At 36.2% G+C, this 16,698-nt stretch carries 15 protein-coding genes; 7 read left to right on the top strand and 8 right to left on the bottom strand.

Annotated features, from left to right (window positions below; translation table 11 throughout):
* The first annotated feature begins 14 nt into the window (after positions 1 to 14).
* The 3 genes from ftsA to BLS89_RS09110 all read left to right on the top strand — a co-directional run bounded on the left by ftsA (position 15) and on the right by BLS89_RS09110 (position 4,977).
* Positions 15 to 1,409, top strand: a complete 1,395-nt coding sequence (gene ftsA / locus BLS89_RS09120) for a cell division protein FtsA (RefSeq protein ID WP_092737714.1) — start codon at positions 15 to 17, stop codon at positions 1,407 to 1,409.
* Between the two features lie 42 nt (positions 1,410 to 1,451).
* Positions 1,452 to 3,296 carry a cell division protein FtsZ gene (gene ftsZ, locus BLS89_RS09115; protein WP_092737712.1) on the top strand — a complete coding sequence of 615 codons (1,845 nt, stop codon included), beginning with the start codon at positions 1,452 to 1,454 and terminating at the stop codon, positions 3,294 to 3,296.
* A 250-nt stretch (positions 3,297 to 3,546) separates the two neighbouring features.
* Positions 3,547 to 4,977, top strand: a complete 1,431-nt coding sequence (locus BLS89_RS09110) for a nucleoside recognition domain-containing protein (RefSeq protein ID WP_092737710.1) — start codon at positions 3,547 to 3,549, stop codon at positions 4,975 to 4,977.
* A 6-nt stretch (positions 4,978 to 4,983) separates the two neighbouring features.
* Here the strand turns inward: BLS89_RS09110 and BLS89_RS09105 are convergent, their stop codons facing one another.
* Entirely contained in the window at positions 4,984 to 5,421 is a 438-nt protein-coding gene (locus BLS89_RS09105; RefSeq protein ID WP_092737708.1) for an exosortase F system-associated membrane protein, read from the bottom strand.
* The gene (gene xrtF / locus BLS89_RS09100; protein ID WP_092737706.1) at positions 5,411 to 5,941 is read right to left on the bottom strand and encodes an exosortase family protein XrtF; all 531 of its coding nucleotides are present in this window, start codon (positions 5,939 to 5,941) and stop codon (positions 5,411 to 5,413) included. The genes BLS89_RS09105 and xrtF overlap by 11 nt, the downstream gene beginning before the upstream one ends.
* A 48-nt stretch (positions 5,942 to 5,989) precedes the next feature.
* Here xrtF and BLS89_RS09095 point away from each other — a divergent pair, with 48 nt between their 5' ends.
* Entirely contained in the window at positions 5,990 to 6,994 is a 1,005-nt protein-coding gene (locus BLS89_RS09095; RefSeq protein ID WP_092737704.1) for an aminoglycoside phosphotransferase family protein, read from the top strand.
* Between the two features lie 9 nt (positions 6,995 to 7,003).
* Here the strand turns inward: BLS89_RS09095 and BLS89_RS09090 are convergent, their stop codons facing one another.
* From BLS89_RS09090 to BLS89_RS09075, 3 genes are all read right to left on the bottom strand, one after another.
* The gene (locus BLS89_RS09090; protein WP_092737702.1) at positions 7,004 to 7,444 is read right to left on the bottom strand and encodes a copper resistance protein NlpE; all 441 of its coding nucleotides are present in this window, start codon (positions 7,442 to 7,444) and stop codon (positions 7,004 to 7,006) included.
* Between the two features lie 180 nt (positions 7,445 to 7,624).
* Positions 7,625 to 8,011 (bottom strand): DUF423 domain-containing protein, encoded by a 387-nt coding sequence (locus tag BLS89_RS09080; protein WP_092737698.1) that lies wholly within the window; start codon positions 8,009 to 8,011, stop codon positions 7,625 to 7,627.
* Between the two features lie 19 nt (positions 8,012 to 8,030).
* On the bottom strand, positions 8,031 to 9,359 hold the full coding sequence (locus BLS89_RS09075; protein WP_092737696.1) for a hydroxymethylglutaryl-CoA reductase, degradative: 1,329 nt from the start codon (positions 9,357 to 9,359) through the stop codon (positions 8,031 to 8,033).
* 132 nt (positions 9,360 to 9,491) lie between these two features.
* Between BLS89_RS09075 and lnt the strand changes: the two genes are divergently transcribed.
* On the top strand, positions 9,492 to 11,147 hold the full coding sequence (gene lnt / locus BLS89_RS09070; protein WP_092737694.1) for an apolipoprotein N-acyltransferase: 1,656 nt from the start codon (positions 9,492 to 9,494) through the stop codon (positions 11,145 to 11,147).
* Positions 11,148 to 11,404: 257 nt separating this feature from the next.
* Positions 11,405 to 11,695 carry an HU family DNA-binding protein gene (locus tag BLS89_RS09065; protein WP_092737692.1) on the top strand — a complete coding sequence of 97 codons (291 nt, stop codon included), beginning with the start codon at positions 11,405 to 11,407 and terminating at the stop codon, positions 11,693 to 11,695.
* A 68-nt stretch (positions 11,696 to 11,763) separates the two neighbouring features.
* On the opposite strand, the gene BLS89_RS09060 is transcribed toward BLS89_RS09065, so the two are convergent.
* From BLS89_RS09060 to BLS89_RS09050, 3 genes are all read right to left on the bottom strand, one after another.
* Positions 11,764 to 12,360 carry a superoxide dismutase gene (locus tag BLS89_RS09060; protein ID WP_092737690.1) on the bottom strand — a complete coding sequence of 199 codons (597 nt, stop codon included), beginning with the start codon at positions 12,358 to 12,360 and terminating at the stop codon, positions 11,764 to 11,766.
* A 119-nt stretch (positions 12,361 to 12,479) separates the two neighbouring features.
* A complete protein-coding gene (metK, locus tag BLS89_RS09055; protein WP_092737689.1) occupies positions 12,480 to 13,763 on the bottom strand; it encodes a methionine adenosyltransferase in 1,284 nt (427 codons plus the stop codon).
* A 223-nt stretch (positions 13,764 to 13,986) separates the two neighbouring features.
* On the bottom strand, positions 13,987 to 14,940 hold the full coding sequence (locus BLS89_RS09050) for a LysR substrate-binding domain-containing protein (protein ID WP_092737687.1): 954 nt from the start codon (positions 14,938 to 14,940) through the stop codon (positions 13,987 to 13,989).
* Between the two features lie 109 nt (positions 14,941 to 15,049).
* On the opposite strand from BLS89_RS09050, the gene BLS89_RS09045 reads away from it, so the two are divergent.
* Positions 15,050 to 16,537, top strand: a complete 1,488-nt coding sequence (locus BLS89_RS09045; RefSeq protein WP_092737685.1) for a catalase — start codon at positions 15,050 to 15,052, stop codon at positions 16,535 to 16,537.
* The last annotated feature ends 161 nt before the right edge of the window (positions 16,538 to 16,698 follow it).

Genomic DNA, 16,698 nt, shown 5'->3' with positions numbered 1-16,698 from the left:
CATAATATAATAAAATGGACTATTCGGTTGGATTAGATATCGGTACTACTAAAATAGTGGTAATCGTAGGTAGAAAAAACAAAAACGGCAAAATAGAAATTTTAGGTGTAGGCAGAGAACACAGCTTAGGCGTTCATAACGGTGTGGTAAATAATGTAGCCAAAACAATAGATTCAATAAAAAAAGCCGTTGCAAAAGCAGAACAATCTACAGGTCTAAAAATAGAAAAAGTAACAGTAGGTATTGCTGGAAAACATATCCGCTCGTTGCAGCACTCGGATTATATAATGAGAAAAAATCCAGACGCCTATATAGACGAAGATGATATCTCCGCACTAAAAAAACAAGTAGAAAAACTGGTAATGCTGCCTGGCGAACAAATCATCCATGTACTGCCGCAAGAGTTCAAAGTAGATTCCGACGGAGACATCAAAACCCCTATGGGAATGCATGGTACAAGACTGGAAGCCAATTTCCATGTAGTCGTAGGACAGATAGGGAATATTAAAAATATCATCCGCTGCGTGGAAGAAGCCGGTCTGAAAATGGAATCCCTCACCTTAGAACCCTTAGCCTCTGCCGAAGCCGTACTCACTCCGGATGAAAAAGAAGCAGGGGTAGCAATTATAGACATAGGTGGAGGAACTACAGATATAGCTATTTTTAAGGACAATGTTATTAAACATACCTGCGTAATTCCTTACGGAGGAGGAATCATCACAGAAGATATCAAAACAGGATGCTCTATAATAGAGCGGTATGCAGAAAAAATTAAAGTAAAATTCGGTTCTGCTATTCCTGCTGAAGAAAAAGATAGTACCTTTGTAACAATTCCGGGACTGCACGGCAGATCGGATAAAGAAATATCTCTGAAATCATTGGCACAAATCATCAATGCCAGAGTAGAAGAGATTTTGGATATGGTCAATACGGAGTTCAAAGCCTATGGCACACACGAACAAAAGAAAAAGTTAATCGGTGGAATCGTACTTACAGGCGGTGGTTCTAACCTTAAAAACCTGAGACAACTCACCAACTTTTATTTGGGTTTCGACAGCCGTATAGGCTATGCCAATGAACATATCTCTAATGATAAAAACAATGCCTTGAAAAGCCCTGAATATGCTACGGCAATAGGTCTTTTGATGGAGAGTATAAAAATTAACGAACATCATAAAAGAGAAGAATTACGACATGAGGAAACACACAATAATGTAGAAAACACTATAGAAAAAGAGAAAACGGAAGCGGCAGAAAATAATACTTCGGACAGCACTGAATCCGTAGAGGATAACAACAAAGAGGATAAAAAGAAAAGCAAGAAAAAACTACTTAGATTTTATCCTTCCATCGGATCAGAAATTTGGGAAAATTTAAAAAAATTTTTCTACGAAGATGAAACTCCATAAAATTAGAAGAAATATAAAATAAAGAAATAAAAAATATTAAAAATGGAAAATACTACTAATTCAGGATTTGAATTTACCTTACCAAAAGGAAATTCTTCTATCATTAAAGTAATCGGCGTAGGCGGAGGCGGCAACAACGCCCTAAAACACATGTACGAAAAAGGAATACACGGTGTGGATTTTGTCATTTGCAATACAGATGCACAAGCATTAGACAGTAGTCCCGTTCCTAATAAATTACAATTAGGGCTTAGTGTTACCGAAGGATTAGGGGCCGGTGCAGATCCTGAAGTGGGAGAAAGAGCAGCACTAGAAAGCATAGACGACATCAAAGCTATTTTAGGACAAAACACCAAAATGATTTTCATAACAGCGGGTATGGGAGGCGGAACTGGAACCGGAGCTGCACCCATCATTGCAAAAACAGCAAAAGATATGGGTATCCTTACTGTGGGTATTGTGACTATGCCGTTTAGCTTTGAAGGGAAACGCCGTCTCGAGCAAGCTGAAATAGGGTTGGAAAAACTACGCAACAATGTGGATTCTCTCATCGTCATCAATAACGATAAACTTAGAAAACAATTCGGCAACCTTAGCTTTACACAAGGCTTTGCAAAAGCTGATGAGGTATTGACCAACGCTGCCAAAGGTATGGCGGAGGTGATTACCGGCTCTTTCGTTATTAATATTGACTTTAGAGATGCTAAATCTGTACTGGAAAATTCCGGCACGGCTCTTATGTCCACAGGAGTAGCTTCAGGCGAAAACAGAGCACAAGAAGCGGTAAGAAAAGCACTAGACTCTCCATTGCTTAACGACAACCAAATTACAGGTGCACAAGATGTCTTACTACTTATCCAGAGTGGTTCAGAAGAAGAATCGGAAGTTACTGTGGACGAGTTTAGTTTAATCAATGACTACATACAGAAAGAAGCAGGAAATACTGCCAATATTATTTTCGGTATTGGAACCGATGAAGAATTGGGAGACTCTATCCGCGTATTGGTGATTGCAACAGGATTTAGCAACGAGCAACCTAAACTTAGCGGCTCTGAACAAATTATCAAAATTCCTATTGATGATAAAAAAGGAAGAAGAGAATCTCCGTTTAAATCAAGTATAGAAGTAAAAAAATCAGTATCAAATAACGAAACTACTCCACAAGAGAAAAACAGTATTTCATTAGACTTAAACGATGCTGATGAAGATTATGAAATGCCAAAATTCAGCATTGAAGGTAATGGGCAGTTTAGTCCATCAAATAGCGTAGAGCAAGAGGTAAAACTTTTGGAAGAGGAGGAAGATGATGATATGGTTTTTGATTTTTCAGATAAGGAAAATGAAGAATTTAATCTATTCTCCTACAAAGACTTTGAGGCTGATGATATATATACCGAAGAGCATACAGACACTCCTGTGAAAATAGTGGATAGTTTGCCGTCTGAGGAATCTGTGGCTTATGAAAAGGAAGAAGAAAAGCCGCTGGAATTCAAATTCACCATCAAAAATGAGATGCCCTCTGTAGAAAAACCTCAGCAGGAAGTTTATTTCCAACATATTGCAGAAGAATTTGTGGCAGAAACTCCAGAAGAAACAAATGAAGCACTTGATACAATAGCGGAAATCGAAGATATAAAATTCATTGAAAAACCTGTAAATAACAAGACGATAGAGAGGAGAAATAAGTTACAGCAATTTAATTCCCGCTATCAACAATCCGATGAAATCACGCAGTTTGATACCGTACCGGCTTTCAAAAGAAGAAATATCAAATTGGATAATTACGATACGCCTTCTCAAAGCACAATAGAATCTTATGTTTCTGTAAACCAAGATGGTAAAATAGAAATAAAAGAAAATCGTTTTTTAAACAAAGATGTAGATTAAAGTTATCAAACTTATAAAACCCAATCGGCAGATTTAGAATTGCTAAATCTGCCGATTTTTTTTGTTAAAATCCCTATGTTTTAACTTTTATTAACAAAAAAAACAGCTAATTTTGTTTAGTACAGATATATATTGAAGCTCCCTTTCAAAAGGGAGCTTTTTTTATTTATGATAAAGTATAATACTTTTGAGGTGAATAGTTGAGACTATTTAACTATATTTGCGATAATAAAACAAAGATATATCAACTATGGCATTAAGTAGATTTTGGGGAATATTATTTCTATCATCAATATTATTTTTATTTGTAGATTTTTTTGTACTTAGATCTACCTACTCTCTGGCAAACCTCATTAGTGGAGAGAAAGGTGACAAGCTATTAGTACAAGAATCCTATCTAAAAGACCTCCCTCCTACCATCACTTATCCATTAAAACAAAACAAGAACTCAAAAGACAGCGTAGAAATAGACGGTAAAACCTATGTATTGCAGGGAGACATTGTACATATCTACCAAGGCGAAATGAAATCCGACGGACTTCTGCCTACTGCCAAAAGCAGCTTAGTGGACCTCATTATCCCTATGATGGCTTATCTTGCGTTTTTCTGTGGGCTTATGCAGCTGCTTATCGACAGCGGTACATCCGAGCGGTTGGCAAAATTTATTAGCCCTCTATTCTCCCAGATATTCCCTTCTATTCCTAAAAACCACGAGTCTATATCGTATATGACCCTTAATTTTACCGCCAACTTTTTAGGATTAGACTCTGCCGCTACTCCCTTTGGACTGAAAGCAATGGAAAGCCTGCAAACCCTCAACAAGACTCCCGACAAAGCCAGTGATGCCCAAATTATGTTTATGTGCCTCCACGCAGCGGGGCTTACTCTGCTACCGACTTCCATTATAGGATATAGAGCAGCTGAGCACGCCTCCAATCCGGCAGATGTGATGATTCCGTGTATTATTACTTCGTTTATAGGTACCCTTGCCGCTCTAATTATCGTTGGAATTAGACAGAGGATCAATTTTTTCCGAGCAATTCTTATTGCTTCCATATTCACCATAGTATCCGCAATTATCGGACTGATGCTCTATATCAACAGTCTCGACCTCCTTTCTAAATACTATTTCACCAACAACCTCTCAAGCGTGATGCTGTTGGCTATCATTGGGATTATACTCTTTCTGGCGTTTATACACGAAAAGAAATTCATAGAGAAAGATACTACTATTTTTGATTCTTTCGTAAAGGGAGCTGTTCACGGTTTTGAGACCGGCGTTAAGATTTTCCCTTATGTTTTGGGAATTCTAATGGCGATCTCGTTATTCCGCAACAGCGGGCTTTTTGAAATTATCAGCAATGGATTGGCTAGTTTTTTCAAACTTTTCGGGCTAAGCAAATCCATTACCGATGCTCTTCCGGTAGCATTACTAAGGCCATTCAGCTCCGGAGGCTCCAGAGGTTTTATGATTGATTCTATGAGAATGTATGGTGCAGACTCCTTCACTGGCAGACTCGTGAGCATATTTCAATGCAGCTCCGAGACCACTTTCTATGTCATAGCCGTTTACTTTGGTGCCGTCAATATAAAGAATGTGAGATACACCCTCAGTACAATGCTATTGGTAGATTTAATCTGTGTGATTACAGGTATTTTGGTGGCACAGTGGTTTTTCTAAACATCATCATTTCCCCATCTCTTTCTTATAATAGAATATTGGAATGATCATTAACAGCAGCAATGGCTGGATTACAAACCGCCTAATGTAGAAAGAAATCAGAACGCCCCACTGGAATTCGGTATAAAGGCAATACAAGTACATAGGAAATGTAATGGCAAAAACCACCGATATAAGAACGACCGCTTGAAGTGTCCAGAGTTTATTCCTAAACATAAACTGAATAATGACCGTCGAAAAAAATGCATTAAGAAAAAAACGAAACAAGTGCCCCACAATAAGTTTCCCCCAATGCAGATGAGGAAAATCAGGATGAGAAAATCCATCTGCAGAAAAGTACTTAATCATAGGATCATAAAAAATCTTACCCTCTAAAAATTTAACCGATATAAGACCTAAAATCCCTAATAATACAAGTATCCAGCTAATTATTTTACGCCTCATTTTTTTTCTTAATTACAAAAAACTTAAGCCATATCAGCCAGAATAACACAATACTGCCATAGATGATGGCTGGAAACATATAATCGTGTGCTATTTCCCCATATTCATTAGAAATACTATAAATAATATTGAGCATTAATATTCTAAACACATTGATTATATGTAAAAAGAGAAGGGTTACCAATGCAAAAATAAAAGTTTTGTACCCTCTGTAAAATGCAAAAACAAAAGCAACATACAATATCATTATCGATACGGCATTGCATCTCTCTATCATCCTTAAATGTGAAATTCCATTGACCAAAAACCAAACAGTATCCGGATATTTAGGATTAGAATAAAGCTCCGAAGGATATCCAAAAACATTCTGAAGAGCGGTACATTGCTCTGCTATCAAACGCGAAAATCCATCAAGCCCCACTTGCGAATCCAAATAAAGCTGATAAAGTCCTAAAAGAGATAAATACATCACAATGAATCTCAGTAGAATCTTAATGGTAGGTTTTAATTCTTCAAACATAGAGCAAAGATATAAAATAACACACTAAAATCATTATATTTGCACATTATGTCTGTACAATCTGCAAAACTTTTTTTTCGGAATAGTATTAATGAGGAAATCACAGCGTTCTCCACTCTGCCGGCAAGTGGCTCGTCTCGGGTCAATTATTTCGTAGAAACTACCGAAAACAAATACATCGTTACCGAAAATGAAAATCTGCGGGAAAACCATGCGTTTTTTTATTTTTCGGAAATATTTTCCAATCTTGGCCTCAATACCCCGAGAATATCTGCCGTATCCGAAGATGAAACTATCTATATCCAAAGCTATCTTGGTAGCAGGACTTTATCCGACATCATCTCTAAAAATCCTCCTTATGAAACTATTGAGGCTCTCACAAAAAGTGTTTTGGACAATCTTTATACTTTGCAAATAAAAACACAAGGAAAAATAAATTACCGAAATACCTTTGAGTACGAAAGCTATACAGAGCTGCCCGTTACACACGATTTATATTACTTCAAAAACTTTTTCATTGATGTTTTGGAGATTCCTTACCATAAGTCTACGCTTCTAAAAGAGTTCAAGAATATTGTTTCGTTAATAGAACATCTATCTCCAAAAGGGCTTATGCTTAGAGATTTCCAATCGAGAAACATTATGATTGATGACTCTAACAATAATTTTTTCATAGATTATCAATCTGCAATGTACGGACCTCTAATGTATGATATCATTTCTTTTTTATATCAAGCTAAAGCCAATTTTCAAGAAGATTTTAGGCTGAAAATGATAGATTATTACATAGAAAAATTCCCAAAAGAAGAGCAAATTTCTTTATCCGAAAGCATAAATCCCATTAAGCTCATTCGGTTTATGCAAGTACTGGGCGCATATGGATTCAGGGGCATTATACAGAGAAAACCGCATTTTCTCAACAGTATAAAATTAGGCGTAGAAAACATCCAAAACTTTTCGGCGTCTTGGGACGGCATAAAAAAATTCCCCGAATTAGTACGGCTCATCAGCCGTCTGAAATTCGAGGAAATTTCTAAAAAATTAAATCTATAAAACTTTTTCTTACTTTTTAGTAAGCTTATAATCCGGCTTCATATCTGTATCCCCCACTTCTGCTACTTGGTACAATACGCCGTCGTGCACCATAAAGATTTGAATATCGTTCTTATCTTCAGAGTTTATAAGGGAAATATAGCTTTTAGAAGCATCCCATTCTATAGTTCCTTTATCCTCAAATTTATCGTCTTTGCCTTTATACTCTATTTTCATATCGTAGGTATTATCGGCATTCAATGTCAAATCTACATCCATACCCGGAGCATCTGCTGCCGGTAAAGTCCCTGTGTACTCCCCTACCCAAGCGTCAGTATTCATTTCCATAGCAGGCATATCTGTATGGTTTACTGCTGTAGAGTCTGTACTTTTTGCCGTATCTTCATGCTTTTTGGAGCAACTTACAATAACTAATCCTAAAACAGCTAATGATAAAAAAATTTTTTTCATAATAAAAAAGTTTAAAATTAAAATTAAAAAAACATACGCAAATATCGTGCTACAAAATACTAATTTTTATTTTTTCATTTTATTTCTTCCGATAAAGTCTTTAGAGATAAATATCAAAAAACAGCCAATAAATCCATCAGCGGTTTCCAAATTTTATCAAAAGAGCATTTTTTACCATTGCTAAAACTTCATCTTTGCAAAGGTATAAATCAATAGTCCCCAGCTGATAATCATCATAAGCCCGCCAATAGGTGTGATAGGTCCTAAAAACTTAAGATTGACCTGCCACACATTCTGGAACGACAAGAAATAAATGCTTACCGAAAAGAAAAATGCTCCCAGCATCATCAATACCGCCACCCATTTTTCTATACCACTATCAAATTTTAGAAAAGATCCTATAATAAGCAACACCAGTGCCGAATACATTTGGTATCTGACCCCTACTTCATAGATTTGCAAATCGGTAACACTAAGTATTTTTTTGAATGCGTGAGCACCAAATGCACCCAAAACAACAGACGACATACCATACAAAGCTCCGATAATTAAGGTTATATTTTTCATATTTTATATATTTAAAAGATTATTTTTGTCTTAGTTTATTTAGTTCTGTGATGACTTCGTGATGGCTCACAGTCTTATCCTTAAAGTAATTAACGAAATATTGCTTCTCCTCCTCCGTAGCACCAAATTGATTAAGGATATTGAACAAGTGCATTTTCATATGCCCCTTTTGTATCCCTGTGGTAACCAATGAACGCACCGCAGCAAAATTCTGTGCCAGTCCCGAAACGGCAAGAATACTCATAAGCTCCTGTGCATTTGGTTTTCCTAAAAGTGCTAATGAAAATTTCACGAGCGGATGCAGGTTGGTAAGCCCACCTACCACACCTACCGATATGGGAAGGTCTATCCAAAATCTAAAAACGCCATTATCCGTACTACAATGCGATAGAGAGCTATATCTGCCATCTTTGGAAGCATAAGCGTGAGCACAGGCTTCCGTTGCACGAAAATCATTTCCGGTAGCTATCACTACGGCATCTACCCCGTTCATTATCCCTTTATTATGAGTAGTGGCTCTATATGGCTCTACCTCTGCTATGGTAACGGCTTGTTTAAATTTCCACGCAAACTCCTCCGGCGAGATACCGCTGTCGTCCTTTAAATCCTCTATATTACAAGAGACCTCTGCCCTCACAATACAATCGGGTGTGTAGTTGGACAGAATATTCATTACCACTTGCAGAGAATCTTTTTCTTTTTGAGAAAACTCATTACTGCTGTTAATCTCTTCTTTCAGAGTCTTACCAAACTGCTCCAGGCAAGAGTTGATAAAATTAGCCCCCATAGAATCTACCGTTTCAAAGCTTACTTTCAGCTGATAATAATGAGGCAAATCTGTGGTTTTATCTATCAGCTCTATATCCAAAATCCCTCCTCCTCTTTTCCGCATATTCCGGGTAATTACTGCCGTGGCTTCTATCAATTTGTTTTTCAGGGTAAAGTTAAAGAAATGTTTGAGTTTATAAGCTTCTGTATCTAATATAAAGTGGGTGTGTCCTATTTTTTGTGTGTTAATGATTGTCGTTTTGAATCCGCCCTTGTCCAGCCAAAACTTCGCAGCCTTGGAAGCCGCAGCCACTACCGAGCTTTCTTCTACCGCCATAGGCAGAGCAAACAGCTTTCCATCGATTAAGAAATTCGGAGCCACGCCATATGGCATATAAAAATTAGAGATGGTATTCTCCGAAAACTCTTCGTGAAGTTTCTGGAGTGCTGTATTTTCGTTCCAATATTGTTTCAAAATATCCTCGTAGTCGCTATTATCGTGAAGATATTCGCTGACAATCCATTTTATTTTTTCCTCTTTATTCAGTTTAGAAAAACCTTGTATCGGTTTGTAATTCATAGCTTCTATATTTTATTTTTCAAAGATACGATAAGCCTTATAGATATACAATATTTAAGATTCAATCCTTGATAAATAATTCTTTTACAAATAAAAAAAAGCACTAAATTTGGGGTTCATTAGTCATTAAAAATGAAATACATTCTTTTAGCACTTATTTCGGCATTATTATTCAGTGTTTCTTGGCCCACTTACGGCATACCTTTCTTTATTTTCATTGCCTTTGTTCCTCTACTAATACTGGAACACGATATCACAAAATTTAGTTCTATCAAGTACAAAAGCTGGGCTGTCTTTGGCTGTGCATACTTGGCTTTTGCGGTTTGGAATATTGTGAGTACGGGCTGGCTCTACGAGGCGCGTACCCCCGATGGCTCTCATTCTATAATGGCTGTAGCATTCCCCGTCATAGCGAACAGCCTCCTTATGAGTGTGGTATTTTGGCTTTATCATAAATACAAAAATGCAATGGGGACTTATTGGGGCTTGACTTTCTTTGTGGTCATCTGGATGAGCTTTGAAAAATTTCATCTTACTTGGCAGTTTTCATGGCCTTGGCTCAATCTTGGAAATGCTTTTGCAGACTATCCGAAACTAATACAATGGTATGACACCTTTGGAGCTACAGGAGGTAGCTTTTGGATACTTTGTGCAAATGTAATGGCATTCTATACCTTAAGAATATGGGAAGCTGGAAGAGTGCAGAAAACATTGATTAAAAACACCTCTATCCTACTGATGATTATCATGTTTCCTATGCTGATATCCTTTTTCAAATATAAAAATTTCAGCGATAAACCCGTAGGAGAAGTAAAAGTAATGATGATCCAGCCCGACTTAAATCCTTATTCTGAAAAATACCGGAAGGACAGCTTAGAAATTGTCAATGAATTTTTGAGCTTGGCAGAAAACAGCCGCTCAAAAAATATAGATTTCTATCTCACACCGGAAACTTCTTTCCCCGGATATGGAGGAATATCGGAGGAAGGGTTCGGAGACAGCAGAATGATAAATACGATAAAAGAATTTTTGGCAAAAAATCCTAAATCTGTATTCGTAGGAGGTGCATCTACTTATCGTATTTATAGAAACGAACTATTAAAAACGGAAACCAGCAGGTTTTACCCATCACAAAATATTTGGGTAGATGATTATAATGCCGCATTAGCAATTATTCCCAACCAAAAAGTGCAAACCTACCACAAGGGGAAATTGGTGCCCGGGGTGGAGATTTTCCCTTACATAAGTATTCTAAAACCCCTGCTGGGAGATGCAATGCTCAATTTTGGCGGAACGATTTCATCATTAGGTTCAGATAAAGAACGAAAAGTATTCCATAGTCCGTTCAGCAAGGGAATTATCGCACCAATCATCTGCTACGAAAGCATCTACGGAGAATATGTAACAGAATATGTAAAAAAAGGAGCTAATTTTCTGGGGATCATGACCAATGATTCTTGGTGGGGTACCACACAAGGACATAAACAACTTATGGCATACGCCAGACTAAGGGCTATTGAAAATCGTAGAGAAATAGCAAGAGCTGCAAATAGTGGTATTTCTGTTCATATTGATGCCAGAGGAAATATTTTAGAAGACACCTTTTACGGAGATAAAACCACTCTCACTGCTTATATAAAATTATACAATAAATCAACATTTTATACTAGAGCAGGAGACCTTATCTCACGAATTTGCATTTTTGCATTAGGCTTTATGATATGTTATTTACTCGGAGAAAGATGGAAAAAAGAAAGAAAGCAAAACTTCCCAATCCAAAAAAAATAAATATATAGAATTGTGAAATAATTTAAACCACTATTTTCCTAACAAAGTACAACAACATAAAACTTTAAAAACCATATATATACAACATTAATTTTTTTAAAAAAACCTAACAAAAATCAGTATTTCAACTTTGTAATATTCTAATTAAACAACAAAGTAAAGTATGTTTTTTAAAAATTTATTGTTTTTTTTTGCATATGTCAAAAATATTTATAACTTTGCTCTGTAACATTAACTAACTTTAAAACAATAATATTATGAACAAGTCTGAACTAATCGATGCAATGGCAAAAGATGCCGAAATTACAAAAGTAGATGCTAAAAAAGCATTAGAAGCTTTCATGAAATGTGTTACTGAAACACTTAAAAAGAAAGACGGTAAAATTTCTTTAGTAGGATTCGGTACTTTTTCTGTAACTGAAAGAGCAGCAAGACAAGGTATCAACCCTGCTACTAAAAAAGCAATCAAAATTCCTGCTAAAAAAGTAGCTAAATTCAAAGCTGGTGCTGAATTGGCAAAAGCTGTTGCAGGTGCTAAGAAAAAATAGTATTAACTAAACTTACAAAAAAAGGCCGTCCTATATTGGGCAGCCTTTTTCTATTAACGAAGTTTTTTCTACTTGTTATATTTTTCTTCTACCTTATCCCAATTGATAACACTGAAAAATGCTTCTACATAGTCAGGTCTTCTATTCTGGTAATTTAAATAATAGGCATGTTCCCATACATCTAAGCCTAAGATAGGTGTTCCCTCGCATCCTACTCCCGACATTAAAGGATTATCTTGGTTTGCAGAAGAGCAAACTTCCAAAGAGCCATCTTCTTTTTTGCAAAGCCAAGCCCAGCCTGAACCAAATCTGGTTTTCGCAGCTTGAGAAAAATCTTCTTTGAATTTTTCGTAACCTCCCATTTTTTCGATTGCCGCTTTCACATTCCCCACAGGCTCTTTGCTTCCTCCTGGTGTAAGGATTTCCCAGAACAAAGTATGGTTGTAATGCCCACCTCCGTTATTTCTCAACGCAGGCTTATCGCTTTGTGTTCTACAAATTTCTTCGATAGATTTATTTTCTAAATCCGTTCCTGCAATTGCCGCATTAAGGTTACTTACATAGCCCTGATGGTGCTTTGTGTAATGGATTTCCATAGTTTTGGCATCAATACTAGGCTCTAATGCATCGTATGCATATCCTAATTTTGGTAATTCAAATGACATAATAAGTTATTTTTTTCAGTTGATTTCAAAGGTAAGTAAATAATATGTAATATCCTAAAATCTGTCATATAATTTTTTTTTATCATACCCATTGATAAAAACAATAACAGAACTTTCTATTAAACTCCAAAAGCTTTTTTAATATCCTCCACACGATCCAATTTCTCCCAAGTGAAAAATTCTAAATCTTTAATAATCTTCTCATTGGGCTTTCCTGGATTGAAAATTTTATCTGCGACATAGTGTGTCCTTCCCATATGTCCGTAAGCGGCTGTTTCCAAGTAGATAGGATTTCTCAATTTTAGACTTTGCTCTATGGCGTAAGGTCTCAAATCAAATAATTTTTTAATGATTTCAGCAATCTCGCCATCAGTGTATTGAACCTTAGAAGTACCATAAGTATTGACATATAATCCACAAGGCTCGGCTATACCGATGGCATAAGATACTTGTACCAAAACTTCGTCTACTATACCGGCTGCCACTAAATTTTTAGCAATATGTCTCATAGCATACGCTGCACTCCTATCCACTTTTGATGGGTCTTTGCCTGAGAATGCTCCACCTCCGTGAGCTCCTTTACCGCCATAGGTATCTACAATAATTTTTCTACCCGTAAGCCCCGTATCCCCATGTGGCCCTCCTATTACGAAATTTCCGGTAGGATTAATATGATATTTTGTAGATTCATCAAATAGTTTTTGAATATCTGTATGTAGTTTTGCTTTCACTCTTGGGATTAAAATATTTTTAATATCCTCATTGATTTTTTTCAGCATTACCTCATTACTGCTATCAAAGGGGTCATGCTGGGTAGAGATGACAATACTATCAATCCTAATTGGTTTGTGCTCATCAGAATATTCTATGGTAACTTGGCTTTTGGCATCAGGACGCAGATACTCTATTTCCGTACCTTCTCTCCTTACAGCAGAAAGTTCTTTAAGTAAAGCGTGTGCCAAATCCAGTGCCAAAGGCATATAGTTCTCCGTTTCATTTGTAGCATAACCAAACATTATTCCTTGGTCTCCTGCTCCTTGAGCGTTAGCCTTCGTCTCAAAATCACTATCATCGGTTATTCTATCCACTCCCATATTGATATCCGGAGATTGCTCGTGGATGGCTGATAAAATTCCGCAAGAATTTCCGTCAAACATATATTCTCCTTTGGTATAGCCTATTTCATTGATAACTCCTCGTGCTATCCCCTGTACATCTAAATAAATTTTAGATTTTACTTCTCCTGCTAAAATGACTTGTCCTGTGGTAACAAGAGTTTCACAAGCTACTTTAGAATCTTTATCATAGGCCAAGAAATGGTCTATTAATGCATCTGAAATTTGATCTGCAATTTTATCAGGATGTCCTTCGGATACGGATTCTGATGTGAATAAATAAGACATACTTTTAAGTTTATTTGAGGTTAATATTAAATAGAAAAACTTAATGATTGCCTTTACTGAGAAACTAAAATAGAAAAATCTGTTTTAGCATTTTTTTTAGAGGTTGCAATCAGTCAAATTTTTCCTCTTTTCTGGCTACAAATATACACACCCCTTGCTCAATTATCAAAATATTTTTTGATTAAAAATGCCTCAATAAAATTTAACACTAATAATCAGATACTTAATCTGGTTTTATGCTAATATAATCTTGAGGTGATTTTTCATAATTGAGCAGAGGACGAAGGTGCGTTCTAATATATTTTACCAATTCATCTAATATTTTTTGTTTATAAGTAGGCTTATAATAAATCAAACTAATTTCCCTATAAGGAAACGGCTTTTGGAATCTTGATATTTTAGACTGCCGACTTTCGTGCAGCTGTTTGGCGGCAAGTTCTGGTAAAAGTGTAAGTCCCCCTACGGTATCCACCATTTGTAACAAAGTACTGATACTGGAAGCTTTGAACGATAGATTCTTCGGTGTCAGATGATTTTCTTTTAATTTACAAATATTCTGAAACTGTGTACTAAGGCAGTTCCCTTCTTCCAAAAGCCAAACCTTATCCACATCTATTTTATCCGGTAAAACAAATTCATCCGTCTTCTTACGCTCCGAAAAAACAGAAGAATAGAGCATCAATTCTTCATTAAACAATGCATCACTAAAAAATTCATCTGCATGGTGGTAAGGTGTAGCAATAATTCCTGCATCTATTTCACTACTTTTAAGTGCTTTAATCACATTATCCGTATTCATTTCTTTCACATCCATTTCTATTTTCTTATTTTGAGATAAAAAGCCAAATATCTCAGTAGGCAAAATAAATGGAGAAATAGTAGGAATAATTCCTAAGGATAATTTCCCTGCCAAAGAATTATTCATAGATAATGCCTTATCCTTCATATTATTTACTTCATCTATAATTTTTTGTGCATGGTCTATCAGCTGTACTCCTGCATCCGTAGTCCGTATAGGATGAGTAGAGCGATCAAAAATCTTGACATCCAATTCCTCTTCCAGCTTTTGTATCATCGCACTGAGAGTAGGCTGGGTAATAAAACACGCCTGTGCAGCCTTACCAAAATGTTTGTACTTATCTACGGCAATGAGGTATTCTAATTGTTGGATATTCATAATTTATAGGAAGTAAATAATTGTTATCGAAAATATTTATCACAAAGATAATTGGTTTAAGTGGTTTATTTATAATTTTGCTGTTGAAAAATAACAGAATTATACAATTATGAACGAAAAGAAAATCACAACAGCAGCAGGAAGCCCCTACTATGAACACGAAGATTCCCAAACTGTAGGCCCGAGAGGCCCTGTACTTCTTCAGGATTTTGTACTGCAAGAGAAATTAGCACACTTCGTAAGAGAGCGTATTCCAGAGAGAATCGTTCACGCAAAAGGCACAGGTGCATACGGAAAATTTACCGTAACCCACGATATTACAAAATATACAAGAGCAAAAATATTTTCTAAAATAGGAAATACTTGTAAAATATTTACCCGATTTTCTACCGTAGGTGGTGAAATGGGAAGTGCCGATACAGAAAGAGACCCCAGAGGATTTGCCATAAAATTCTATACCGAAGACGGAAATTGGGATTTGGTAGGTAATAACACTCCTGTGTTCTTCATCAAAGATGCTAAAAAATTTCCTGATTTTATCCATACACAGAAAAGACACCCAAGAACACATTTGAAAAGCCACACGATGATGTGGGACTTTTGGTCTCTAAACCCGGAATCTCTTCATCAAGTCCTTATTTTAATGTCTGATAGAGGAACCCCTTATGGTTATAGGCATATGAATGGCTATGGCTCTCATACTTTTTCAATGATTAATGATCAAAATGAAAGAGTTTGGGTAAAATTTCATTTCAAAACCCAACAAGGCATCAAAAATTTCAACGAAGCAGAAGCCGAGGAAATGAAAGGGAAAAATCCAGATTTTGCACAAGAAGATTTGGTAAATGCAATAGAAAACGGAAATTTTCCAAAATGGACAATGTACATTCAAATAATGACAGAAGAACAAACCAATGAATTTAAATGGAATCCTTTTGACATTACTAAAGTATGGCCTCACGAGGAATATCCGCTTATTGAGGTTGGCGAAATAGAGCTTAATGAAATACCGGTAAATTACTTTGCACATGTAGAACTCTCTACATTTTCTCCAAGTAATCTTATAGATGGTATAAGTTTTTCTCCTGATAAAATGCTTCAAGGAAGACTATTCTCTTATCCGGATGCACAAAGATATAGAGTGGGTGTGAATGCTCACCAACTGGAGGTTAACCGTTGTCCGTTTGCTGTTAATAATTATCATAGAGATGGTGCAATGGCAGACTCATCAAGGTATCAAGACTCCCCGAACTATTATCCTAATAGTTTCGATAACATTAAACCCGATGTAGCCTACAAAGCATTAGAATATGATATTGACAACAATAGAGTTGCTCATTACGATAGAAATTATGATGATAACGACCACTTTACACAACCAGGATTATTATATTCAAAAGTAATGACTGAGGAAGAGAAAACAAATTTAGTTAATAATATAGCTAATCATATGAAAAAAATTGATGGTCCTAAAAGAGAACAAATCATCAATAAACAGTTATGCCATTTCTTCCGTGCCCATATAGAGCTGGGAATAAGAATAGCCACTACTCTAGGAGTACACATTGATATGAATTCTATGCATCACGACAGATAGTAATATTTCCATAATGGACACAAAGCCGCTCATTTGCGGCTTTTTTTATTTATGCTTTTCCCAAGGAATACAAAAAATAAAAAACAAAAAAAGGCTGCAAAATATATGCAACCTTTTTCAAAAATAAAAACTGGCGGCGACCTACTCTCCCACTTTCGTAG

The organism is Riemerella columbipharyngis, assembly GCF_900101995.1.
Classification (GTDB): domain Bacteria; phylum Bacteroidota; class Bacteroidia; order Flavobacteriales; family Weeksellaceae; genus Riemerella; species Riemerella columbipharyngis.
This window is presented reverse-complemented; position numbering and strand designations above follow the sequence as displayed.